This is a genomic window from Bradyrhizobium sp. Pha-3, from assembly GCF_042258615.1.
Lineage (GTDB): Bacteria > Pseudomonadota > Alphaproteobacteria > Rhizobiales > Xanthobacteraceae > Bradyrhizobium.
Genome location: NZ_CP170152.1, coordinates 1,258,817 through 1,279,172, shown reverse-complemented (window position 1 = coordinate 1,279,172; position 20,356 = coordinate 1,258,817). Strand labels below are relative to the sequence as shown.

The following is a 20,356-nucleotide window of genomic DNA, read 5'->3' as shown; positions in this document are numbered from 1 at the left end:
CGCGATCAGGCTGCCTGTTTCGGCGTCCAGACGCCTGCCGGCACCGGCTCGGCCGGTAACAGATTGGCGCCGGCAGCGCCCGCGATCGACATCGTGATCTCGTGGATGTCCTGCACCGACCGCTGCATCGAGAAGCGTGGATAGAGCTCGCTCATCGTGGTGGCGGTCGCCGCCTGCGCCGCGCCGGGATCGGCCAGCAGCGCCTCGACGGCGCCGGCGATGCTTGTCGCGTCCTTGCCGAAGCTGTAGCGGGCGAGATGCGGCATCTCCGCGGCCGAGAAGCGGTTGGCGTCGAACACCGGCACGGTGCCGGCGCCGAGCGCGAAGAACACCCGGTCATGCACCGACAGGTCGATATTGGGATTGAGCGAGACCGCGGCGAGATAGCTGCCGAGGCCCTCGCGCATCGCATCGAAGGTCATCGCGCCGAGCACGCGGGCCGGGCGTCCGCTGACGTCCAGATCGCTCCAGCCGCCCCCGACGAAATCGACCGGATAGTCGGACAGCACCGCGCCCACCTCGCGGGTGCGCACGCCTCTGGTGTAATTGTCGAGCCGGGTCAGGATCACGTTGAACAGGTCGCCGCCCGGCTTCAGATAGACGAGATGCTGCTCGGCGACGTCGACGATGATCCGGGGAAACGCGCCGCAGGTCTTGCCGCGCGCCTCGGCGATCGCATCAAACAGCAGTGCGAACAGTTTTGGCGGCATCGTCTTGCGCCAGCCGCGCTCGAGCGCCACCGGATTCCATCCGGACTTGGCGAAGATCAGCCGGCCGTTGCGCTGCTCGGGCGGCAGGCCGCCGAAGAAGCCGGGATCCGGGATACCCATATGGGTCGCGAACACGGCGCCGTTGGCGCCCAGATGATCGCGGTTGAACGCGGCGTGGTCCGGAAACACGTAGCCGTGCGCGGCATAGCGGCTCTCGAGCCCGTGCCGCTTGGCGAAATAGCAGGGGTGATCGCAAAACCAGGTGAAGACCGGGATCTGGGCGACGTCCCAGAACAGCCGGCCGTCCTTGGTATGAATATCGAGCCCGATGCCGGAGAAGCCGAGCGCCATGGTCTCGGTCTTTCGCGGCAACAGCGCATTGAGCCGGGCCGAGAAATCCGGCGCCAGCAGGTCGAGCATCTTGACCTCATGCCCGAGCCGGTCGAGCTCGGCGGCCGCCATCGCGAGGATGCCGCGCAGCGAATCATAGGTCGTGTTGCTGGAATAAAGGACGCAGATTACGGACATGGGGCCTCCGCGCATGATGCTGTTGCTGCACGCGGAGAAATCCAGCGCCTCGCATGCTTCTCGTTCAACGGCCGAGCCCGCGGTTCCGGGCTCGGAATTATCGCGGCCTTAACCAAAATCTTCGCCGGAAGTCGGCCGCAGCGCCGTTGAAGCTCCGACGGGATGTCGCGGCGGGCTACCGCCCGGGCCCGCGCGGGGCGGGGGCCACATGCAGCTTGATAGTTTCGATGTCGTCGTGGTGGGCGCCGGCTTCTTCGGCGCCGTGATCGCCGAGCAGGTGGCGAACAGGCTCGGCCGTTCCGTCTGCGTGCTCGACCGCCGTCCGCATATCGGCGGCAACGCCTATTCGGAGGTCGATTCCGACAGCGGCGTCGAGGTGCACCGCTACGGCACGCATATCTTCCATACCAATTCCGAGACCGTCTGGCGCTATCTGCACCGCTTCACCGAGTTCACCGACTATCGTCACCGCGTCTTCTCGAGCAACGAGCGCGACGAATTGAACTCGGTATGGAGCAAGCTCGACGCATGGCCCGACAGCGTCGAGGGCCTTGCGCGCCTGCGCAGCCGGTTCGTGACCTCGACCTTGTCGAATGCCGGCATGGCCGCGGTGGTGGCGGTGGTCAAGCACGCCAAGCTCCCCTTCGACGCCGTGCTGACCGCGGAGCTTGCGCGCAGCTACAAGCCGTCACCCGCGGTGTATCAGCTCGCAGTCGACTACCTCGGCTATCCCGCCGGCAGAATCCTGATGGTCGCCTGCCACAAATACGACCTGAAGGCGGCCCGCGCCTTCGGCATGCGTACCGCGTTCGTCGCCCGCCCGCTGGAGTTCGGGCCGGCGGCGAAGGTCGACGTCGCGCCGGAAAGCTGGATCGACCTCCACGCGGACAGCTTTACGCAACTCGCCGACATGCTCGTGCCGGCGTAGCGGCGCGAGGGGCTCGGTCGGTGCACTCATCTCACGAAAGTGCACCTGCCTCTGCGCAATTGGTCAGCCGCGCGGGGACGCCGACGGCGGTGCAGCCGGCCGGCACATCCGACGTCACCAGCGCACCGGCGCCAACCTTGGCGAAATCGCCGACAGTGAGATCTCCGATCACCGTTGCGCCGGCGCTGAGCAGCACGCCGCGGCCGATCGTCGGGGCATGGCGCGGATCGTCCTGATGCCGCGCGATGGTGACGTTCTGCAGGATCGTGACCTCGTCGCCGACGGAGGCCAGCGCGCCGATGATGATGCCGGTGCCGTGATCGAGGAAAACCGCCGTTCCGATCCGGGCCGACGGGTGAATGCTGATCTGCAACTGGTCCGCCGCCGCACCGTGCATCAACAGCGCAAGGTCGGGGCGATCGTGGCGCCACAGCCAGTTCGACACCCGCCAGGCCTGCAGCGCGACGTAGCCCTTGAAGTTCAACAACGGCACCAGCAAGCCGGTGATCGCCGGGTCGCGGCGCACGATGGCTGTGAGATCAATGGCCGCGGCATCGACCAGCGCGGGCTCGGCCGCGAACGCCTCGCGGGCGGTCCGCGTGAATTGCGCGCGATCGGCCTCGGCGCGGCAGATAGCCCGGCCGATCAGGAAGGCGAGCGCGCCGCCGAGATCGCCCTGGTCGAGGATGAAGGCAGCCGACGCCTCGAGAAAGCGATCGGCGACGACGGCAGCTTCCGCCTCGCGCCGGATCGCAAGCCAGAGATCGTCAGGACTCGCCGTCGCAAATGCCGCCATGATCACCTCATCGCCCCGCCTCAGGACGATAGAATGGGCATGGCTGCCGCACAACGCAAACCGCCCGCTTGCTTGTCGCAAACGGGCGGCTCAGGCCATCAGGTGCTATGGGGGCACATCGCCTGAAGGCTCAGTGCTTGCCTCGCGTGATCAGCTCTGCGGCGGCTGATCGTTCGGCGGGGTCGGACGGGTCTTGTGCTGCGCCATGAAGGCGTCGAACTCTTCCTTGTCCTTGGCGTGGCGCAGGCGATCGAGGAAGTTCTTGAACTCGACCTGCTCTTCCTCGAGCCGGCGCAGCGTGTCCTGGCGGTACTCGTCGAAGGCGCGGTTGCCGCTGGAGGGCGGGCCGAAGCCGCCGAACGGGAAGCCGCGGCGCTCCATGCGGCTCTTCATCCGCTCCATCTTGTCCTGCATGCGCTCCATCTTGTTCGCCCAGCGATCCTGATCGTAGTGACTCCAACAGGCCATTTTTCTGCTCCCGAGTGTGAAAAAGAGAAGGGCGAGGCCGATCGGCCACCAGATCATGAAGCCGAGGATGATCCCGGCGATCTTCAGGGGATGCCAGGGCGTCGCGTAGAAGTGCGGACGGTAGGGCTCTTCGACGGGGCCGCGCCAGCGATTGACATCAGCGGTGTAGGCCATTTCCTTCTCCATGACGGCATCACGCCGTTGTGAATGTAAATAACATTTACATAGATAGCCGAGCCCTCGGGAAAGTCAAGCAGAGCAGATGACGCACCCCTCGGATTATTTTTGACTTCGCCGTTGAACCTTATTTCGGCTTCCCCCACGGGCCGGATCTGTCGCCGGCCGGCTCGTCGTCGGCTGCAGCGGTTCCCGGCCTGCGATCGGTGAGGAAGCCAAGGCCGCGCAGATAGATCAGCACTTCGGCCTCGAGCAGATCCTCCGGCGACATCGGCAGCTTGCGCCGCGCGGCATCGCCGCGGCCGAACAGCGACGCGACGCCGTGCGACATCGACCAGATATGCAGCGCCATCATCATCGCCGGCGGGCGCGGTGTGCCGGGCGGCGCCAGTGCCGCGAGCCGCTCGGCGGCAGCGCGGATGATCGCAAACGCGCGCTCGCTTGCCGCCATCAAGGTCGGATTGGAATCGACCGGCAGTCCGGATTCGAACATCGCGGAGTAGAACGCGGGCTCCTCGCGCGCAAAGGCGAGATAGGCCTTGCCTACCCGCTCGAACGCCGAGACGGTGTCGGGGCGGCCGTCGTCCCAGGCCTGCGTCAAGAGCGACTCGAACTGCTCGAAGCCGCGCTGCGCGATACTGGCGATCAGTTCGTCACGGTCGCGGAAATGGCGGTAGGGCGCGGCGGGGCTGACGCCGGCCATGCGCGCGGCATCGGCGAAGGTGAAGCCGGCCGGCCCCTTCTTCGAGATCAGGTCGAGGGCTGCCTGCAGCAACGCCTCTTTGAGATTGCCGTGATGATAGCCGCGCTCGGCGCGGCCTTGGTCCTTGCGCCAGCTCATGTGAACGGCTTTTACATGAGCCGGCGGTAAAGGTCACTAGCGGCGGGATCACGGGGTCATCAAGATTAACGGACCCCGCTCGCTATGCGGGCCTGGCGACCGGGCACTAGCGGCCCGGGCACTAACGGCTCGGGCACTAGCGGCCCGGGATCGGCAGCACCGGCATGATCTCCACGGCTTCGCCCGGGAAGATCGAAAAATGCGGATGGTTCTCGAACAGCTTTGCCGCCGCCTCGTGCGACGGCGCGCGCACCACGGTGAAGCCGGTCATCAGATTGGCGATGTCGGAGGTGCCGCCGGCGCCGACCTGCTTGGTCTTGCCGAGCGGTCCGCCCATCTCGACGATCACGTCGTGGTGCTTCTCGACCCAGGCGCCCCAGGCGGCCATGCCCTGCTGCTCCTTGGCACGCCGTTCGGCCTCCGGCAGCGCGTTCCAGGCTGCCATGCGCGCGCCGGTCTTGCCGCCGCCGAGATAGACCGCGAGGAAAGTGTTGGTGCTCATTGTGCTTCTCCGTTGTGGTGGTTTGACGATCGGTCGGTCGCGCGATGCCGCTTTGCGGCGGCATCGCGTCTCGTTTGAAATTCAGCGCAGCGCCTTGCCCCAGCCGCCCTGCGGATGCTCGAAGGTCGCGGCCGCCTGCTGCACTTCCTCGGAGAAATCTGCCATCTCCTGCACCTGACGGATCTCGATCATCTCGTTGGCGGAGGCCGGGCACTGCTTCGCCCATGCGATCGCCTCGGCGCGCGAGGCGACCTCGATCATCCAGAAGCCGCCGATCACTTCCTTGGCCTCGGTGAAGGGGCCGTCGACCACGATCGGCTCGCCGGTGTTGAACTTGACGCGCGCGCCCGACGCCGGCGGATGCAGGCCTTCCAGCGTGATCAGCACGCCGGCATCCTTCAGCGCCTGATTGTATCGCATCATCGCGGCGACCCGTTCCGGGTCGAGCTCGAGCTTGGCCGGTGCGGACTCGTAGCCGAGCGGGATCATCAGCATCATGAAACGCATTTGAATGGCATCCTTTGGTTTGATGTCATTCCGGGCGCGCGAAGCACGACCCCGGAATGACGGTCGAATATTACTTCGTTCCGGCCTGCGCGCGCAGGCGCTCTTCCTGCTCGCGCAGCTCGGGCGTCAGCGCCTCGCCGAAATCCTCCGCGGCAAACACCTGGCGGATCTCGATCTCGGAGCCGCTGTCGAACGGCGCGCGCTTCATCCAGTCGATCGCCTCGTCGAGCGAGGAGGCCTCGATCAGCCAGAAGCCGCAGACCAGATCGCCGGCGGCCGGGCTGAACGGTCCGTGGCTCACGGTGCTCTGCCCGCCGGCATATTTGACGCGCGCGCCCTTGCTGGTCGGATGCAGGCCCTCGCCGGCCTGCATCACGCCGGCCTTGACTATCTCCTCGTTGAACTTGCCCATCGCGGCGAGCATCTCGGTGCTCGGCATCACGCCGGCCTCGGTATCCTTGTTCGCCTTCACGATCACCATGAACTTCATCGCCCTGCTCCGTTGTCTCTGAGCCGATCACAGCACCGGCGCTCGATTGCAAGACGATGCGGAGTTTGCGATCCCGACACGGCGTTTGAAATTATTCTCGCGGTCATTGACGCGCGCTCCGCGCTAGTGTGCTGAATGCGAAGTTCGTGCGATTTCGCGGCGGCCGCTTTCACGAACTTCGCATTCATAAAGCACACTAGAATCATAAGTTTGCTAGTGTCCTTATCGAATCCGAAGTTCGCTCCGAAGGTGCGGGGAATGATACGAACTTCGGATTCGGGACACTAGTCATCGATCGCCTGATAGGCGAGTGTCCAGAAATCGGCGAACACCGCGGGCGGCTGCGGCGAATCCATCATGCGCTGGGTCAGCAGGATTCCGGTCATCGCTTCGCGCGGATCGGAATACCAGGAGGTGCCATAGCCGCCGTCCCAGCCGTAGCGACCCGGCACATGACAGAGATCGTCGCGCGCGGTGACGACCGACAGCCCGAAACCCCAGCCGCTCGCAGCACCGAGCAACAGCTCGGAGCCAAGCTGTTGTTCCGGCGTGAGCTGGTTGGAGGTCATCAACTCTACGGAAGGACGCGACAGAATGCGCTCGGTGCCGAGCCGCCCGCCATTGAGCATCATCTGCGCGAAGGCGTTGAAATCATCCGCGGTCGACACCAGCCCGGCGCTGCCGTTCTCGAACACCGGCGGCGCCGCGTACTTGCCGGTCGCCGGTGCGTCGAACACTTTCAGCGTGCCGGTCGCATGATCGCCGCCATAGCACGTCGCAAACCGCGACAGCTTGTGTTGCGGCACATGGAAAGCCGTATCGTTCATGCCGAGCGGCCCGAAGATCCGCTCCTGCAGGAAGCTGGCGAACGAGGTTCCGGCAACACGCGCGATCAAGACGCCGAGGATCTGGCTCCCCGCGTCGTAGAGCCAGCGTTCGCCGGGCTGATAGGCCAGCGGCAGCGTGCCGTAGCGGCGCAGCAATTCGTCCGGCGGAAACGACGGAAACACCGGCCCGGGCGCGAAGCCGGCATCCGCGATCGCCATCTGGATCGGATAGCGCGCCGGAAACACCGGGATCATGCCGAGCCCGAGACGGAAGGTCAGGAGGTCCCGCAGCGTGATCGCGCGCTTGGCCGGCACCGTGTCGTGGATCTCGGATTCGATGCCGCGCAACACCTTGCGATCGGCGAGCTCGGGCAGCCAGCGATCGATCGGATCGTCGAGCTTGAGCCGGCATTCCTCGACCAGAATCATCGCGGCGACCGCCGTCACCGGCTTGGTCATCGAGGCAATGCGGAAGATGGTGTCGCGCTGCATCGGCGGCCCATCCACAGCCATGCGGCCAAGCACATCGGCACGGATCTCGCCGCGGCGGCTGACCAGCGCCACGAGGCCCGGAATATTGCCGTCTTCGACATGGCGTGCCAGCACCTCGCGCATGCGTCCGAGCCGTGCCAGCGATAGGCCGCTGCTCTCACTCGCAATGGACATTTTCCAGGTTTCCTTCGCAGAATTCGTGCTCGCCTGCGACGATCGAGCGAGCGATATCACCGGGGCTGCCTTATCGATCCTGCCTGACAAGTTCGCCGTCCTGATGCGACGGACCGAAATAGACGTCAATGCGCGACACCTTGTCGCCGTCGAACACGAAGAACTCGGTGTTGCGGAAGCTCTTGCCGTCGCGGGCGACGCAGCGATAGGTGACGTAGGCCTCAACGCCGTCGACCATGATGCGCTCGATCTCGTGACAGCCGATCCAGCCAGAATCGCGCCAGCACTCGGCGAAATAGCGCGGCTTGTCGATGTTCTCGCCATAGGGCGTCGAGAAGCGGAAATCTTCCGCGAACGCGGCCTCGACGCTCGCGCGGTCATTGGCGAGATAGGCGGCGAAGATCCCGCGGATGATCTCCGCCCTGTTGCCAACTGCAGCCATGTCATCTCCACACAGATGTCGCCCGAGCCCCGGGGCGCGACCGGCGCTCCAGAACCCGGGCTTCAGGGAGATGACGAACGGGGCGGCGCGAAAACGACATCGCGCCGCGATTTATTTTCGGGATCCTGACCGGACCTCAGGTTCCCTTTTTCAGATTTCCTTCAGTCCCCCTTGGGGAACATGCCGAAATACGGCTCGGCCTCCTTGAGGACGCGTGCGAAGGACGGCCGTGCCTTCAGCCGCTCGAGATAGGCCGCCAGATGCGGATGGTCCTCCCCGATCGGCTCGACCTTGTTGCCGTAGAACAGCGCCGGCGCGGCGGCACAGTCGGCCAGCGAGACCTGCTCGCCCATCATCCAGCCGCCATGCGCGAGCTGCTGATCCAGGATGGCATAGGAGCTGCGGAGCTGGGCCCGCGCCTCGGCGACGCCACGCGGATCCTTGCTGTCCGCCGGACGCAGCCGGTCGCCGACGATCTTCTGCAACGGCAGATGGACATAGAGATCGAGGAAGCGATCGCGCAGCCGGGTCTGCAAGGCAAGCTCCGGGTCGTCAGGAATCAGCCTGGCGGTGCCGGGATAGTGCCGGTCGAGATATTCGATGACGATGCTCGATTCAGGTACCGTCTCGCCGCGCGCCTCGTCGCGCAGCACGGGAAAGCGGCCGACCGGCCACAGCGCGAGCAGCGCCGCGCGCTCGGCGGGATCGCCGAGATTGACCATGTTCGGCGTGAACGGCGCGCCGTTCTCGTAGAGCGCGACCAGCGCCTTCCAGCAGAACGAGGACAGCGGGTGGTAATGCAGGGTCAGTGACATCAGAACTCCATCATGAAACAAGTATTCGGAGGACGAACCGGAGACCGCGCGGCCGACATCTCGTCCGGAAATTATTTCGCCCGTCGCCCGGCACTGAGAGCAGGCATCGACGCGGCGCGCATTCGCCGAGGACACGAATCGCGGTGCTGAATCGATCCGTGAAACAGTCGACGTCGTTCCATTGCGCCTAATAACCCCGCCCTGGCTCATTAGGGTCACAGGCTCTCAGGGTGACGGGAAACAGGGACCGGTTGACATGGTGAACCAAAGGTCGCAGACGCTGCTTTCGTCACAAGCAGATACCGTTCGCCCAACAGCTGGACTCGCCTCATGACCTCGTCTTCCCCCAAAGTCGCACTCGTGACCGGCGCCGCGCGCGGCATCGGGCTTGCCGCAGCGAAACGTTTTCTCGCTGACGGCTGGCGCGTCGCGCTGCTCGACATCGAGGGTGAATTGCTGCGCGCCGCGGTCGCGGCATTGCAGCAGCCCGACACCACGCTGGCGCTGACCTGCGACGTATCGGATGCCGATGGCGTGGCAGCCGCGATCGCGGCGATCACGGGCCGCTTCGGCCGGCTCGACGCGCTGGTCAACAACGCCGGCATCGCCGTGTTCACGCCGGTGCTGGAGACTTCGGACACCGACTGGAACCGGATCATGGCGGTCAATCTCACCGGCCCGTTCCTGTGCACCAAGGCGGCCGCGCCCGTGATGCGCGAGCATGGCGGCGGCGCGATCGTCAACATCACCTCGATCTCGGCGGTGCGCGCCTCGACGCTGCGCTCCGCTTACGGCACCAGCAAGGCCGCGCTCGCGCACCTCACCAAGCAACTCGCGGTCGAACTCGCCTCGCTCGGCATCCGCGTCAACGGCGTCGCGCCCGGGCCGGTCGAGACCGCGATGGCCAAGGCTGTCCACACGCCGGAGATCCGCGCCGACTACCACGACGCCATCCCGCTCAACCGCTACGGCCTGGAGGAGGAGCTGGCGGAAGCCATCTTCTTCCTGTGCTCGGATCGCGCCAGCTACATCACCGGCCAGATCCTCGCCGTCGACGGCGGCTTCGACGCCGCCGGCATCGGCCTGCCGACCCTGCGAGGTGAGCGGCGGAATGGGTAGAAGCACCCGCACATGCCGTCCCCGTCACCCTGAGAGGATGTGAGGCTATATCCTCGTCCACCGCTGTCATCGCCCGGCTTGACCGGGCGATCCAGTACGCCGCGACCTCTCGGCTCAAGCACCGCGGTCTCTGGGATACTGGATCACCCGCATGCGCGGGTGATGACACTGAGCAAGCTGAGCAATCCCCCCGTCACCCTGAGGAGGCCGCGAAGCGGCCGTCTCGAAGGGTCGACGGCCCGACTGTGGCCGTGCATCCTTCGAGGCTCGCTGCGCTCGCACCTCAGGGTGACGGGGTTGGTGGCGGCGGCAGGTTCACTGCAACAACACGCCAGGCATTCTCAAGCCGGTCGATCCGCGTCAGCGACAGCGGATCGATGACGAAGCGCAGCGCAAGCTCCGGCGCCAGCTCGAGCGCGACCGCGAGGATTGCGCGGATGGTGCCGGAGTGCATGACCAGCACGACATCGCCGGCCGGCAGGCGCGCCAGCCCTGCCCGCGCACGCGTGACCTGATCGGCGAAGCTTTCGCCGCCGGGCGGCCGGTTGGTCGCCGGCGATTGCCAGAACGCCCGATAGGCCGCCGCGCCAAGCTCGGCCTCGATCTCGCTGTGGCGGCGGCCGGTCCAGTCGCCAAAATCCTGCTCGCGGAAGGCGTCGTCTTCCGTTGCCGCAAGGCCAAGCTTTGCTGCGGTCTCGCTTGTGCGCCGCGCCGGACTGCAGACCGCGACAGCGTCAGCCGGCAGCCGCGCCTGCAGCGCGGCGAAGGCCGCGGCATCGCCAAGGTCTGCGGGCGCATCCGGCGCATGGATCACGCCGCGCGGACCGTCGACCGGCGCGTGGCGGATCAGCCAGAGATGCGTTTCGCGGTCCATCACTGCAGGAGCCCTTCCATTCTGACCAGGGCGTGTACTCATGGACAGTTGATACCTGATTCATCGGGCAAGGCGGAAATGCGTCAACGTGCTCGGCACGAGCTGGTCCCTCTTCCATTATCACGAGACCTCAAGCCCGCTATCATCCGGCCATTTTTTTGGACAAGGCTGACGGAAGTGCTGGAGGCTGATCGACCCTAACGGATATCCGAGTCGGCACGCTTGGGTGACATTGGATGGAAAGGGAAGCGCCAGTGAACTCCAACCCCACCCCGAACCCAGTCGAATCGAACGATGGCCTGGCCACGCGCGGCGACGAAAGACTCGCAGAAACCCACAAGCAGATCACGCGCGCCAATGAAGAGCTCGCGCGTTTGAGTGAACAGCTTGCAAGAATGGAGCGCGATGCCGCGTCCCCAGCTCCGGCGCAACCTGCCCCGCCTTCGGTCGGACCCAACCCTGCCGCTTCCGAGCCTGGCCCTACCTCTTCCGGTCCCCGCTCGCGATCGCCGCGCCGAATGCCGGGATTCCGCGCTCTCGCCGCCTTGTCGCTGGCAGCATGTATCGTTGTCGCTGCACTGGCCTTGCAGTCGTCGTATGGCAGAGGAGCCAAGCAGGTTGTCGCCCGTTGGGTGCCTCAGCTCGTTTCAACTCCATCATTGCCCGCGGATAATCCGCCGCTTGCGGCGCAGCCCGCTCCACCCACCGTTCAGGTCGCAGCGGCAGACGCCGCTCCGCCCCAAGCGACGCCCCCGGTTCAGACCGCACCGCCGCAGGACGCCGCGCCGACAGCCAATACAGCTCTTCCCGACCAGGCGCAGCTGCTGCAAACGATCGCCCGCAACCTCGAAAATGTGGAGCGAAGTATCGAGCAGCTCAAGGCGGACCAGCAACAGATGGCCCGCGCGAACTCCAAAGCCATTGAGGAACTCAAGGCGAGCCAGGAAGAAATGAAACGGACGCTAGCGAAGGTCTCCGAGCCGAAGCCGTTACCGCTTCCGATGCCGCCGGCTCCGGGTGTGCGCAAGCCCGAGCGGACGTCTCAGCCCCCGTATGCAAGAGCGCGGCGTCCAATCCCCAGGGAGTGGCTCTACGACGAATGGTGATGGTCGATGCGATGCTCATCGATGTCTTGTCACGCAACAGCGCCTCGATGGGCGCGGCTTCCAGTTCTGGCCGATGGCTGAATTTCGCGCCGGCTGTTGCATGGGATCGCATCATCTTCACGCGAACCAGTATCCGCTTCGCTCGAAACGTTCTAACCGAATCGCGCCGCGAGCAGCACCAGGATCGCGGTCTCCGCAACCTGCTCCGCGCCGCCGAGCACATCGCCGGTCTGGCCGCCGATCTGCCGCTTTGCCAGCAGCGCGATGATTAATGCGCTCGCTCCGGCCGCGATCGCCGCCAGCAGCGCGCTGCCGAAGGGAAGTGCGAGGAGTGCGATCACCAGCGCGATAGCTGACGCGACCGCCGCAATCGTGCCATCGGGCCGGCCGGCATTGGCCGCGAGCCCATCCTTGCGCGCGTAAGGCAGGCTGATCGCGATCCACGGCAGCACGCCGCGGCCGAGCGCATGCGCGACGATCAGGCTCTGCATCACCATGCCATTGGGAAGCGCCGCCAGCGCCGCGAGCCTGGTGGCAAAGCTCACCACCAGCGCCAGCGCGCCGTAGGTGCCGAGCCGGCTGTCGCGCATGATCTCGAGCTTGGCGGCTACATCGCGGCCGCCACCGAACCCGTCGGCGACATCGGCGAGCCCGTCCTCATGCAGCGCGCCGGTCAGCAGCGCCCCGCCGCCGAGCGCCAGCGCCGCCGCGGCAAGGTCCGGCACGCCGATCGTCCGCAGCAGCAGACAGAACAGGCCGATCGCCGCCCCAATGCCGGCCCCGACCAGGGGAAACAGCCGCTGCGCCCGGGCAAAGCCTTCCGGCCGCGCGCCATCCGGATGCGGCGTCGGCAGGCGGGTCAGAAAGGCGATGGCGGTCCTGAGATCGTCGAGCCATTGATTCATGGTGAAGGCCTGGAAATTGAACTAAAGCGCGATGAGATCGGGCTGAATCTCATCGCGCTTTAGCTTCTTGTTTGAGCATGATCTTGTCGGAAAACCGCTTCACACTTTTCCGGATCATGCTTTAGTTTGCGGCCCGCTCGACGAGGGAATCGCATGCAGTTCAGTACTCTAGACGACATCCGCAGCTTTTGTCGCGACCTGCCCCAAGGCGACGATGCGAGCGCCGCGGCCGCCACGCTGCGCCAGCAGAACCTGACCAAGCCGCCGGGCAGCCTCGGCCGGCTGGAAGAGGTCGCGATCTGGCTCGCGCGCTGGCAGCGGCGCGAGATCCCCCGGCTCGACCAGGTCATGATCGCCGTGTTCGCCGGCAATCACGGCATCGCCGAGCGCGGCGTCTCCGCCTTTCCCTCTGAAGTCACCGCGCAGATGGTGGCGAATTTCGCGGCGGGCGGCGCTGCGATCAACCAGATCGCCAGGCTTGCCGGGGCCGAGCTGCGCGTCGAGCCGCTCGAGCTCGCACGCCCGACCCGCGATTTCACGATGGCGCCGGCGATGGACGGCGCCGATTTCCTCGTCGCCTTTGACACCGGCTGGCGCACGGTGCCCGAGCAATGCGATCTGCTCGTGGTCGGCGAGATGGGGATTGCCAACACCACAGTCGCCGCGACGCTGTGCGCGGCATTGATGGGCGGGCGCGGCGCGCGCTGGGCCGGCCGCGGCACCGGCGTCGACGACGCCGGCCTGCTGCGCAAGCGCACCGTGATCGATACCGCGCTGAAGCTGCATCGCAGCCTGCTCGACGATCCGCTCGCCGTCGCAGTCGCGCTCGGCGGCCGCGAGCTCGCGGCCATCGCGGGCGCCGTGCTGGCAGCGCGGGCACGATCCATCCCGGTGCTGCTCGACGGCTTCGTCGCGACCTCGGCGGTGCTGCCGCTGGCGCGGCTTGCGCCTGATAGCCTCGCGCATTGCCGCGCCGGGCATGTCTCGGCCGAACTCGGCCATCGCCAGCTGCTGCGCGAACTGCAGCTCGCGCCCCTGCTCGATCTCGAGATGCGGCTCGGCGAAGCCTCCGGCGCGGGGGTCGCGATCCTGCTGCTGCGCGCGGCGCTCGCCTGTCATGGCGGCATGGCGACCTTTGCAGAGGCCGGCGTTTCCGGCGCGGGTTAGCCGAACAACTCCCCAAAAAGCCGGTGCATACCGCCCGGATCGGCCGCAATCTTCGCGTGCGCAGCATGACCTCTGCGCGCCGGAGGCCTAACGTCTGCGCCGGTGGGACGCCATTCGGCGCCTCAGCCATGCTGAACCAGATACCGGGGAGAAATCGCGTCATGTCGGGAGTCCTCATCAATCTGATCATTCAAGTCATCAGCGGAGCCGTCGGCGGCAATGTCGCCGCCGGAGCAGCCAAGAACATCGATCTCGGCACGCTCGGAAACACCATCGCAGGCGCCATCGGCGGCGGCGCGGGCGGACAGCTTCTGGGGATGCTGATCCCGCTGCTCGCCAATTCCGGCGCAACGCCTGACATCGGCAGTATCATCGGACAGGTCGCCGGCGGCGGCGTTGCGGGCGCTGTGCTCACGGCGATCGTGGGCGCGCTCAAGAACCGGGCAGCCTGATCCCGCCTGTCATCGCGAAAGGGGCATCGGTCTTGACGATGCCCCATTCCGGCGCGAGCCTTGCGGCTTCGGATGCGGCGGGACCTCGACCGCATCGCCGGCAGGGATTGCGCTGATGAAAATGTTTGTCGCGGCGGCAGCCCTCTGCGCAACGATTGGCTGCGCACAGGCCGACGTCCGCATCCTCGCCAGTCCCGGCGGGGAGGTCGGTCCATTCATCGAACTGTTCGACAAGGTGCGCGAGTCCGGCGAGCGCGTGGTGATCGACGGGCCGTGCCTGTCGGCCTGCACGCTGGTGCTCTCGATGGTGCCGGGCGATCGCATCTGCGTGACGCGGCGCGCCGTGCTCGGCTTCCACGCCGCGCGTTCGATCGACCGGCGCGGCCGGACCTATGCCGAGCCGGAAGCATCCGAGGCGGTGCTGGAGGCCTATCCGGCACCGGTGCGCGGCTGGATCGTGCGCCGCGGCGGGCTGACCTCACGCCTGCTGCTGCTGCGCGGCCGCGAGCTCGCCGCGATCTATCCGCGGTGCCGGTAGGCTGCGACCTTCGCGGCCCCGACAACCCAAGCTATCGATCCCGTCATCCCCGCGCAACGGCTCCGCCGTTGTCGCTGGAGGTGCGAGCCCTTGCGAGCCTCGAAGGATGCACGGCCCGGATGGCTCAGCCCGCACGGGGAAACAGCGGGGCCATCGATCCTTCGAGGGCCGCTGAAGAAGCGGCCACCTCAGGATGACGGCTCATCGGGTTGCCCCGCGTGTTACATCTGCTGCGGGCAGTTCACCATCCAGGGGATGCCGAACTGATCGACGCACATGCCGAAGCCGTTGGAGAAGAAGGTCTTGCCGAACGGCATGGTAACCGTGCCGCCTTCGGACAGCGCCTTGAAGCGGCGTTCGGCCTCCGTGGGATCCTCGACCTGCAGCGCGACGTGAAACCCCTGCGGCTTCTGGAAGTGGCCGGGCGGGGCGTCGGAGGCCATGATGATCTCGCCGTCGATCGAGACCCTGGCGTGCATGATCTTGTCCTTCCAGCCGGGCGGCGTCTGCATCTCCGCATTGCCCTCGCCGTAGGGATAGGTTTCCTCGATCCGGGCACCGAGAACCTTCTGGTAGAAATCCAGCGCGGCGCCGCAATTGCCGTCGTAGGAGAGATAGGGGTTGACCTGCATCACATGCTCCCTGGGGTTCGTTTTGACGCGTTTTCTTCACGCGAACCGGTAACCACTTCGCTCGAAAACGCTCGCTATTTTTCAGTCAGCTTCTTCAGATTGGCGAGACCGACCTCGAAATCCTTGCCGATCATGTGATCCAGGTTCATGAACACCTGCATCACTTTCGACATGAAGGCGGCCGGACCATACATGGTCCATGTGACGCTGGTCGCATCTCCCTGCGGCAGCATTGTGAACTCGGCGGTGTTGTGGCCCTCGAACGGCTTGAGGAAGTCGAGCTTGATGACGATCTTCGACGGCGCGGACGACTGCAGGATCTCCATGCGGCCGGTGCCGACATTCTTGTTGCCGTCCCAGGCATAGACCGCCCCCTGCCCGCGCCCGGCGCCGTCATAGGTGCGCTTCATGGCCGGATCCCGGTTCTCGTAGGGCGACCAGACCGTCCACTGCCGGAAATCGTCGATCAGCGGAAAGATCCGTTCCGCCGGCGCATTGATGCTGGTCGCACGCGTGACGCGGAACGTGCTCGGCTTGGTCGCCGCGAGGACGAGGATGACGGCAATCGCGACCGCGAGGATGACAGCGATGATGGCAATGGTCTCGAACATGATGGTCTCCAGGTAGATCAATTAGGATGATAGCTCAGCGGCGGAACGGAAGCAGCGCGCGCAGATTGCCGTCGCGCAGATAGAGCCCGCCCCACACCATCAGGCCGAGATAGAGCCCGAACAGCGTGTGGCTGAACAACGGGCTGCCGATCCGCACATGGGACGCGATCGCGCCGCCGAGATAGCCGGTGAGCAGGATGGCGCCGAGTATCGAGGTCGGCGGCACCGAGTACAGCAGCGTGCAGACGATGGTGATGATGCCGAGGCTGCGCGCCAGCGTGTCGCTCGCGCCAAAGCCCATCTTGTCCATGGTCTCGGTGACGACAGGCAACGGCAACAGCTTGATCGCGCCATCGAACAGCAGGAAAAGGATGACCACGCCGCTCATCACGCGGCCGGTGATGCGGGCGGGCTTTGAGACTTCGGCGTCGACGATCGTCGGCATGGCTTGCTCCCCAAGAGGTGGTGATGCTCTGCCTTCATGACGAACGGCGGGGTGCAAGGTCGACACCGCGGGTCAAGATTTTTTCGGAAGTGAACGGATGGGGTCGAACTGCAACCGCGGCGGGACTACGCCCCCTCTCCCGCTTGCGGGGGAGGGCTGGGGTGGGGGTTTCTCCGCGAGTCACATTGTGGAAAGAGCCCCCACCCGCCGCGCTCCGGACGACGCTTCGCGTCGCTCGTCGCGCGTCGACCTAAGAGCGAGCTTCGCTCGTCTCGACCCCGCAAGCGGGAGAGGTGCAGCGAGGATGCCCCTGCATCAGCGAATCATCACCAGGAAAGCTGACTACTTCGCCTTCACATTGCGCGGCTGGCTGTCGCGCATCAGGCGGTCGATATGCATGCGGATATGGGCGGCTTCGGCGGTGGTGTTGGCGAGCGCGATGGCGCGGTCGAAGGTGACGCGGGCCTCCTCGTTGCGGCCGAGCTGCATCAGGAAGGCGCCGCGCACGCCGAAATAATGGAAATAATTGGAAAGCCGCGGGGCCAGCGGCTCGATCATCTCGAGCGCGGCTTCCGGCCCCTTCACCTTGGAGACCGCAACGGCGCGGTTGAGCGTGATCACCGGCGACGGCTGCATGATCTCGAGCGCGCCATAAAGCAGGTCGATCTGGGTCCAGTCTGTGTCCTCGGGCTTCTCCGCGCGGGCATGGAGTGCGGCGATCGCGGCCTGCACCTGATAGGGCCCGCTGCGGCGATGGCGCATCGCCTTGTCGATCAGCGCGAGGCCTTCGGCGATCAGCTTCTGGTTCCACAGACCGCGGTCCTGGTCGTCGAGCAGGATCACCGCGCCATCGGCGTCGAACCGCGCGGCGGCGCGGGCATGCTGCAACAGCAACAGCGCCGTCAGCCCCATGATCTCCGGCTCGCTCTGGAACAGCCGCAGCAGCAGGCGGGCCAGCCGGATCGCCTCCTCGCACAGCGGCGAGCGGATTTGAGCGGTGTCGCCGCTCGCCGAATAGCCCTCGTTGAAGATCAGATAGATCATCGCCGCGACCGAAACGAGCCGCTCGCTGCGCTCGACCGCGCCCGGCGTCTCGAACGGCACATTGGCATCGGCGACGCGCGTCTTGGCCCGCGTGATGCGCTGCTCCATCGCGGCTTCCGAGACCAGGAAGGCGCGCGCGATCTGCTTCACCGACAGGCCCGAGACGATGCGCAGTGCGAGCGCGATCTGCTGCGTCGCCGGCAGGTCCTTGTGGCAGCAGATGAACAGCAGCCGCAGGATATCGTCGCGGTAATGCGAGCCGTCGAGCCGCTCGGCGAGCTCTTCCTCGGCGTCGCCGAGGTCGGAGATCGCCTGGTCGTCGTCAGGCAACGCCTCCTGCTTCTTGCTGCGCCTGATGTCGTCGATCGCGACGTTGCGGCCGACCATGATCAGCCACGCCGCGGGATCGCGCGGCGGGCCGTTCTGCGGCCAGCTCTTCAGCGCCCGCAGGCAGGCGTTCTGGAAAGCTTCCTCGGCGGTATCGAGATTGCGGAAGTAGCGCAGCAGTGCGCCAACCGCCTGGGGACGCGCCGACGTCAGCGCGGCATCGATCCAGGCGGTGTCGGTCATGCTCACGCCTTCGTGCCCCCCTGATTGAAATAGCCGACCGGGCGGATCTCATAGGTGCCGCCGGGATTGGCCTCGCCGAGGTCGCGCGCGATGTCGAGCACCTCGTCGAGGTTCTTGCCCTCGACCAGATAGAAGCCGAGCAGCTGCTCCTTGGTTTCGGCGAACGGGCCGTCGAGCACCAGCGGCGGGTTTTCCTTGCGCAGCGTGGTCGCCGCGGTGGTCGGCAGCAGCCGCGCCACCGGGCCGAGCCGGCCCTGCTTGGCGAGCTTGTCCTGCACGACCGACAATTTCTGCATGACCGAGGCGTCGTGTTCCTTGCTCCAGGAACCGACCATGTCTTCGTCATGATAGCAGAGGATGGCGTACAGCATCGAAAAGGCATCTCCGTTCATTGCAAGAACGAATGATTATGCCCGCTGCCGACAGGCGGAGCGAAAGAAATTTAGGTTCCGGATGCCGGCGATGGATTTAGCCGACGCTTTCATGGCGCGCCGCGACCGACAATGTCTTAGGCCGCGGCGACGGCGTGTCATGCCATCGCCTCAACGTTCATAGTGCGACTACCAATAGACGCCGTAACGAGCGGCGATCCGGCGCGCCTTGGCCTCGTCGCTCTCCCGGCGGCTGGCCTGGCTCCTCTTCACCGGACGCGACGCCTGCGGCCGCGGGGCATCGGCCGGCTGGGCCTGCGACGGGGCCGGCTGGGCCTCGGCCTGCGCCGGCGCAACGGCCGGTTGCGCCTGAGCGGGTGCATCGGCGTTTGCGAGCACGAGGCCCCGGCTCTGGCCGGCTTGAGCGGTGGTGGCGGCGGCTGCGATGAAAGCCGCGATCAGGATCAGCTTGCGCATGGAAGTTCTCCCCGGTTGATGGCAGGAGACTAGGGAGTGGGCGATGCCCGCTCTGTGATATCAGTCACATTGAAATTGGAGGTATCCGGATGGGTAAGGGCGCACTGGCGCTGCTGATCAATGGCGGCTCGGAAAACTGGTCGTCGGCGCGCTGGAAGGCGCGGTTCGACACGGTCTGCCCGGACCGCCGCGTGGTGCTGCTGCCGGATGGCGCGCTTGATCCCGCCGAGGTGCACTATGCCGCGGTGTGGAAGCCGAAGCCGGGCGAGCTCGCGGCATTCAAGAACCTGCGCGTCATCTTCAACCTCGGCGCCGGCGTCGACGCGCTGATGGCCGACCGCTCGCTGCCCGACGTGCCGCTGGTGCGGGTCGCGGTCGGCGACCTCACCGACCGCATGACCGAATATGTCGTGCTGCATGTGCTGATGCATCACCGCCAGGAGCTTTACCTGCGCGAGTCGCAGCGAGCGAAGCGCTGGGCGCCGGACTATCAATGGGCGGCAAGCGCGATCACCGTCGGCGTGATGGGGCTCGGCACACTTGGCGCGGCCTCGGCAAAAGCACTCCGGGCGCTCGGTTTCCGCGTCGTCGGCTGGAGCCGCAGCGAGAAGCGGATCGACGGCATCGCCTGCTACCACGGCGCTGACGGGCTGGACGCGTTCCTGCGCCAGACCAACATCCTGGTCTGCCTGCTGCCGCTGACGCCGGACACGCGGCACGTGCTGAACCGCGACGCGTTCGCGAAACTGAACCGCGAGAGCCCGCTCGGCGCGCCCGTCATCATCAATGCCGGCCGCGGCGGCTTGCAGAACGAAGCGGATATCCTGCGCGCGCTCGACGACGGCACGCTGGGCGCCGCCTCGCTCGACGTCTACGAGACCGAGCCGCTGCCGCAAGACAGCCCGTTCTGGAGCCATCCGAAGGTGGTGCTGACCCCGCACAACGCCGCCGACACCGATGCCGACGAGATCTCGAAATACGTCGCGCAGCAGATCGCGCGCTTCGAGCAAGGCGGCGCACTGGAGAACCTGGTCGATCGCAAGCGGGGGTATTGAGGCCAGCGCGTAGCCCGGATGCAGCGAAGCGAAATCCGGGATCCTCGCAACGGACGGACTGCTCCCGGATTGCGCTTCGCTCCATCCGGGCTACGAAGCGGGAAAACCTTGTGGATCGTAAGCGATGGGTACTAAGGCAGTGTCGTCTCGGGCAAGCGAAGCGCGCCTCGGGACCCATAACCACGACACACTGTTGTTGAGCAGAATGTCTCCCCGCGCGCCCCAAAGAGGGGCCGCGGAGTATGGGTCCCTGCTTTCGCAGGGACGACCAGATTGATGGGCCTGTCCATCAC

General features: G+C 66.0%; 25 protein-coding genes. 7 read left to right on the top strand and 18 right to left on the bottom strand.

Translation table 11 applies throughout. The features are described from left to right. Positions 1-5: 5 nt before the first annotated feature. Positions 6-1,238, bottom strand: coding sequence for a hypothetical protein (locus ACE10Z_RS06010; RefSeq protein WP_375787120.1), 1,233 nt, complete (start codon positions 1,236-1,238; stop codon positions 6-8). A gap of 208 nt (positions 1,239-1,446) precedes the next feature. Here ACE10Z_RS06010 and ACE10Z_RS06005 point away from each other — a divergent pair, with 208 nt between their 5' ends. After that, the gene (locus ACE10Z_RS06005; RefSeq protein WP_375787119.1) at positions 1,447-2,166 is read left to right on the top strand and encodes an HAD-IA family hydrolase; all 720 of its coding nucleotides are present in this window, start codon (positions 1,447-1,449) and stop codon (positions 2,164-2,166) included. 31 nt (positions 2,167-2,197) lie between these two features. Here the strand turns inward: ACE10Z_RS06005 and ACE10Z_RS06000 are convergent, their stop codons facing one another. From ACE10Z_RS06000 to ACE10Z_RS05960, 9 genes are all read right to left on the bottom strand, one after another. Beyond that, positions 2,198-2,962, bottom strand: coding sequence for a serine acetyltransferase (locus ACE10Z_RS06000; RefSeq protein ID WP_375787118.1), 765 nt, complete (start codon positions 2,960-2,962; stop codon positions 2,198-2,200). A gap of 150 nt (positions 2,963-3,112) precedes the next feature. After that, positions 3,113-3,604, bottom strand: coding sequence for a DUF2852 domain-containing protein (locus tag ACE10Z_RS05995; RefSeq protein ID WP_097676724.1), 492 nt, complete (start codon positions 3,602-3,604; stop codon positions 3,113-3,115). Between the two features lie 130 nt (positions 3,605-3,734). Next, positions 3,735-4,448, bottom strand: coding sequence for a TetR/AcrR family transcriptional regulator (locus ACE10Z_RS05990; RefSeq protein WP_375787117.1), 714 nt, complete (start codon positions 4,446-4,448; stop codon positions 3,735-3,737). Positions 4,449-4,584: 136 nt separating this feature from the next. Beyond that, a complete protein-coding gene (locus ACE10Z_RS05985; protein ID WP_375787116.1) occupies positions 4,585-4,950 on the bottom strand; it encodes a hypothetical protein in 366 nt (121 codons plus the stop codon). An 81-nt stretch (positions 4,951-5,031) separates the two neighbouring features. After that, positions 5,032-5,457, bottom strand: a complete 426-nt coding sequence (locus ACE10Z_RS05980) for a YciI family protein (protein ID WP_375787115.1) — start codon at positions 5,455-5,457, stop codon at positions 5,032-5,034. Positions 5,458-5,527: 70 nt separating this feature from the next. After that, positions 5,528-5,947, bottom strand: coding sequence for a YciI family protein (locus ACE10Z_RS05975; RefSeq protein ID WP_375787114.1), 420 nt, complete (start codon positions 5,945-5,947; stop codon positions 5,528-5,530). A gap of 284 nt (positions 5,948-6,231) precedes the next feature. After that, a complete protein-coding gene (locus tag ACE10Z_RS05970) occupies positions 6,232-7,440 on the bottom strand; it encodes a serine hydrolase domain-containing protein (RefSeq protein ID WP_375787113.1) in 1,209 nt (402 codons plus the stop codon). Positions 7,441-7,510: 70 nt separating this feature from the next. Beyond that, on the bottom strand, positions 7,511-7,882 hold the full coding sequence (locus tag ACE10Z_RS05965; protein ID WP_375787112.1) for a nuclear transport factor 2 family protein: 372 nt from the start codon (positions 7,880-7,882) through the stop codon (positions 7,511-7,513). 161 nt (positions 7,883-8,043) lie between these two features. Next, positions 8,044-8,697: a glutathione S-transferase family protein gene (locus ACE10Z_RS05960; protein ID WP_375787111.1), complete on the bottom strand. Its 654-nt coding sequence runs from the start codon at positions 8,695-8,697 to the stop codon at positions 8,044-8,046. A gap of 330 nt (positions 8,698-9,027) precedes the next feature. On the opposite strand from ACE10Z_RS05960, the gene ACE10Z_RS05955 reads away from it, so the two are divergent. Beyond that, on the top strand, positions 9,028-9,816 hold the full coding sequence (locus ACE10Z_RS05955) for an SDR family NAD(P)-dependent oxidoreductase (RefSeq protein ID WP_375787110.1): 789 nt from the start codon (positions 9,028-9,030) through the stop codon (positions 9,814-9,816). Positions 9,817-10,099: 283 nt separating this feature from the next. Here ACE10Z_RS05955 and ACE10Z_RS05950 read toward each other — a convergent pair whose 3' ends face one another. Next, entirely contained in the window at positions 10,100-10,690 is a 591-nt protein-coding gene (locus ACE10Z_RS05950) for a histidine phosphatase family protein (protein ID WP_375787109.1), read from the bottom strand. Positions 10,691-10,944: 254 nt separating this feature from the next. Between ACE10Z_RS05950 and ACE10Z_RS05945 the strand changes: the two genes are divergently transcribed. Then, positions 10,945-11,796, top strand: a complete 852-nt coding sequence (locus ACE10Z_RS05945) for a hypothetical protein (protein WP_375787108.1) — start codon at positions 10,945-10,947, stop codon at positions 11,794-11,796. A gap of 152 nt (positions 11,797-11,948) precedes the next feature. Here ACE10Z_RS05945 and cobS read toward each other — a convergent pair whose 3' ends face one another. Continuing rightward, positions 11,949-12,701, bottom strand: coding sequence for an adenosylcobinamide-GDP ribazoletransferase (cobS, locus tag ACE10Z_RS05940; RefSeq protein ID WP_375787107.1), 753 nt, complete (start codon positions 12,699-12,701; stop codon positions 11,949-11,951). A 153-nt stretch (positions 12,702-12,854) separates the two neighbouring features. Here cobS and cobT point away from each other — a divergent pair, with 153 nt between their 5' ends. The 3 genes from cobT to ACE10Z_RS05925 all read left to right on the top strand — a co-directional run bounded on the left by cobT (position 12,855) and on the right by ACE10Z_RS05925 (position 14,858). Further along, on the top strand, positions 12,855-13,868 hold the full coding sequence (gene cobT / locus ACE10Z_RS05935) for a nicotinate-nucleotide--dimethylbenzimidazole phosphoribosyltransferase (protein ID WP_375787106.1): 1,014 nt from the start codon (positions 12,855-12,857) through the stop codon (positions 13,866-13,868). A 161-nt stretch (positions 13,869-14,029) separates the two neighbouring features. Beyond that, the gene (locus ACE10Z_RS05930) at positions 14,030-14,320 is read left to right on the top strand and encodes a hypothetical protein (protein ID WP_016842535.1); all 291 of its coding nucleotides are present in this window, start codon (positions 14,030-14,032) and stop codon (positions 14,318-14,320) included. Between the two features lie 115 nt (positions 14,321-14,435). Then, the gene (locus ACE10Z_RS05925) at positions 14,436-14,858 is read left to right on the top strand and encodes a hypothetical protein (RefSeq protein ID WP_375787105.1); all 423 of its coding nucleotides are present in this window, start codon (positions 14,436-14,438) and stop codon (positions 14,856-14,858) included. A gap of 221 nt (positions 14,859-15,079) precedes the next feature. Here the strand turns inward: ACE10Z_RS05925 and ACE10Z_RS05920 are convergent, their stop codons facing one another. The 6 genes from ACE10Z_RS05920 to ACE10Z_RS05895 form a co-directional block, all read right to left on the bottom strand. Beyond that, the gene (locus ACE10Z_RS05920) at positions 15,080-15,490 is read right to left on the bottom strand and encodes a VOC family protein (RefSeq protein ID WP_375787104.1); all 411 of its coding nucleotides are present in this window, start codon (positions 15,488-15,490) and stop codon (positions 15,080-15,082) included. Positions 15,491-15,564: 74 nt separating this feature from the next. Then, positions 15,565-16,101, bottom strand: a complete 537-nt coding sequence (locus ACE10Z_RS05915; protein WP_375787103.1) for an SRPBCC family protein — start codon at positions 16,099-16,101, stop codon at positions 15,565-15,567. 34 nt (positions 16,102-16,135) lie between these two features. Next, the gene (locus ACE10Z_RS05910; protein ID WP_375787102.1) at positions 16,136-16,546 is read right to left on the bottom strand and encodes a DoxX family protein; all 411 of its coding nucleotides are present in this window, start codon (positions 16,544-16,546) and stop codon (positions 16,136-16,138) included. A 342-nt stretch (positions 16,547-16,888) separates the two neighbouring features. Beyond that, the gene (locus ACE10Z_RS05905; protein ID WP_375787101.1) at positions 16,889-18,166 is read right to left on the bottom strand and encodes an RNA polymerase sigma factor; all 1,278 of its coding nucleotides are present in this window, start codon (positions 18,164-18,166) and stop codon (positions 16,889-16,891) included. Continuing rightward, positions 18,163-18,531, bottom strand: coding sequence for a YciI family protein (locus ACE10Z_RS05900; RefSeq protein WP_157347862.1), 369 nt, complete (start codon positions 18,529-18,531; stop codon positions 18,163-18,165). The genes ACE10Z_RS05905 and ACE10Z_RS05900 overlap by 4 nt, the downstream gene beginning before the upstream one ends. 189 nt (positions 18,532-18,720) lie before the next feature. Next, positions 18,721-19,008: a hypothetical protein gene (locus tag ACE10Z_RS05895; RefSeq protein ID WP_375787100.1), complete on the bottom strand. Its 288-nt coding sequence runs from the start codon at positions 19,006-19,008 to the stop codon at positions 18,721-18,723. 89 nt (positions 19,009-19,097) lie between these two features. On the opposite strand from ACE10Z_RS05895, the gene ACE10Z_RS05890 reads away from it, so the two are divergent. Beyond that, positions 19,098-20,063 (top strand): 2-hydroxyacid dehydrogenase, encoded by a 966-nt coding sequence (locus ACE10Z_RS05890; RefSeq protein WP_375787099.1) that lies wholly within the window; start codon positions 19,098-19,100, stop codon positions 20,061-20,063. The last annotated feature ends 293 nt before the right edge of the window (positions 20,064-20,356 follow it).

Excerpts from the sequence above, each read along its gene's own strand:
- ACE10Z_RS05895 (WP_375787100.1), bottom strand. The coding sequence starts at position 19,008 with ATGCGCAAGCTGATCCTGATCGCGGCTTTCATCGCAGCCGCCGCCACC.
- ACE10Z_RS06005 (WP_375787119.1), top strand. The coding sequence starts at position 1,447 with ATGCAGCTTGATAGTTTCGATGTCGTCGTGGTGGGCGCCGGCTTCTTC.
- ACE10Z_RS05975 (WP_375787114.1), bottom strand. The coding sequence starts at position 5,947 with ATGAAGTTCATGGTGATCGTGAAGGCGAACAAGGATACCGAGGCCGGC.
- ACE10Z_RS05915 (WP_375787103.1), bottom strand. The coding sequence starts at position 16,101 with ATGTTCGAGACCATTGCCATCATCGCTGTCATCCTCGCGGTCGCGATT.
- ACE10Z_RS05985 (WP_375787116.1), bottom strand. The coding sequence starts at position 4,950 with ATGAGCACCAACACTTTCCTCGCGGTCTATCTCGGCGGCGGCAAGACC.
- ACE10Z_RS06010 (WP_375787120.1), bottom strand. The coding sequence starts at position 1,238 with ATGTCCGTAATCTGCGTCCTTTATTCCAGCAACACGACCTATGATTCG.
- ACE10Z_RS05900 (WP_157347862.1), bottom strand. The coding sequence starts at position 18,531 with ATGCTGTACGCCATCCTCTGCTATCATGACGAAGACATGGTCGGTTCC.
- ACE10Z_RS05910 (WP_375787102.1), bottom strand. The coding sequence starts at position 16,546 with ATGCCGACGATCGTCGACGCCGAAGTCTCAAAGCCCGCCCGCATCACC.
- ACE10Z_RS05950 (WP_375787109.1), bottom strand. The coding sequence starts at position 10,690 with ATGGACCGCGAAACGCATCTCTGGCTGATCCGCCACGCGCCGGTCGAC.
- ACE10Z_RS05990 (WP_375787117.1), bottom strand. The coding sequence starts at position 4,448 with ATGAGCTGGCGCAAGGACCAAGGCCGCGCCGAGCGCGGCTATCATCAC.
- cobT (WP_375787106.1), top strand. The coding sequence starts at position 12,855 with ATGCAGTTCAGTACTCTAGACGACATCCGCAGCTTTTGTCGCGACCTG.
- ACE10Z_RS05980 (WP_375787115.1), bottom strand. The coding sequence starts at position 5,457 with ATGCGTTTCATGATGCTGATGATCCCGCTCGGCTACGAGTCCGCACCG.
- ACE10Z_RS05970 (WP_375787113.1), bottom strand. The coding sequence starts at position 7,440 with ATGTCCATTGCGAGTGAGAGCAGCGGCCTATCGCTGGCACGGCTCGGA.
- ACE10Z_RS05995 (WP_097676724.1), bottom strand. The coding sequence starts at position 3,604 with ATGGCCTACACCGCTGATGTCAATCGCTGGCGCGGCCCCGTCGAAGAG.
- cobS (WP_375787107.1), bottom strand. The coding sequence starts at position 12,701 with ATGAATCAATGGCTCGACGATCTCAGGACCGCCATCGCCTTTCTGACC.
- ACE10Z_RS05930 (WP_016842535.1), top strand. The coding sequence starts at position 14,030 with ATGTCGGGAGTCCTCATCAATCTGATCATTCAAGTCATCAGCGGAGCC.
- ACE10Z_RS06000 (WP_375787118.1), bottom strand. The coding sequence starts at position 2,962 with ATGGCGGCATTTGCGACGGCGAGTCCTGACGATCTCTGGCTTGCGATC.
- ACE10Z_RS05955 (WP_375787110.1), top strand. The coding sequence starts at position 9,028 with ATGACCTCGTCTTCCCCCAAAGTCGCACTCGTGACCGGCGCCGCGCGC.
- ACE10Z_RS05965 (WP_375787112.1), bottom strand. The coding sequence starts at position 7,882 with ATGGCTGCAGTTGGCAACAGGGCGGAGATCATCCGCGGGATCTTCGCC.
- ACE10Z_RS05890 (WP_375787099.1), top strand. The coding sequence starts at position 19,098 with ATGGGTAAGGGCGCACTGGCGCTGCTGATCAATGGCGGCTCGGAAAAC.
- ACE10Z_RS05920 (WP_375787104.1), bottom strand. The coding sequence starts at position 15,490 with ATGCAGGTCAACCCCTATCTCTCCTACGACGGCAATTGCGGCGCCGCG.
- ACE10Z_RS05925 (WP_375787105.1), top strand. The coding sequence starts at position 14,436 with ATGAAAATGTTTGTCGCGGCGGCAGCCCTCTGCGCAACGATTGGCTGC.
- ACE10Z_RS05960 (WP_375787111.1), bottom strand. The coding sequence starts at position 8,697 with ATGTCACTGACCCTGCATTACCACCCGCTGTCCTCGTTCTGCTGGAAG.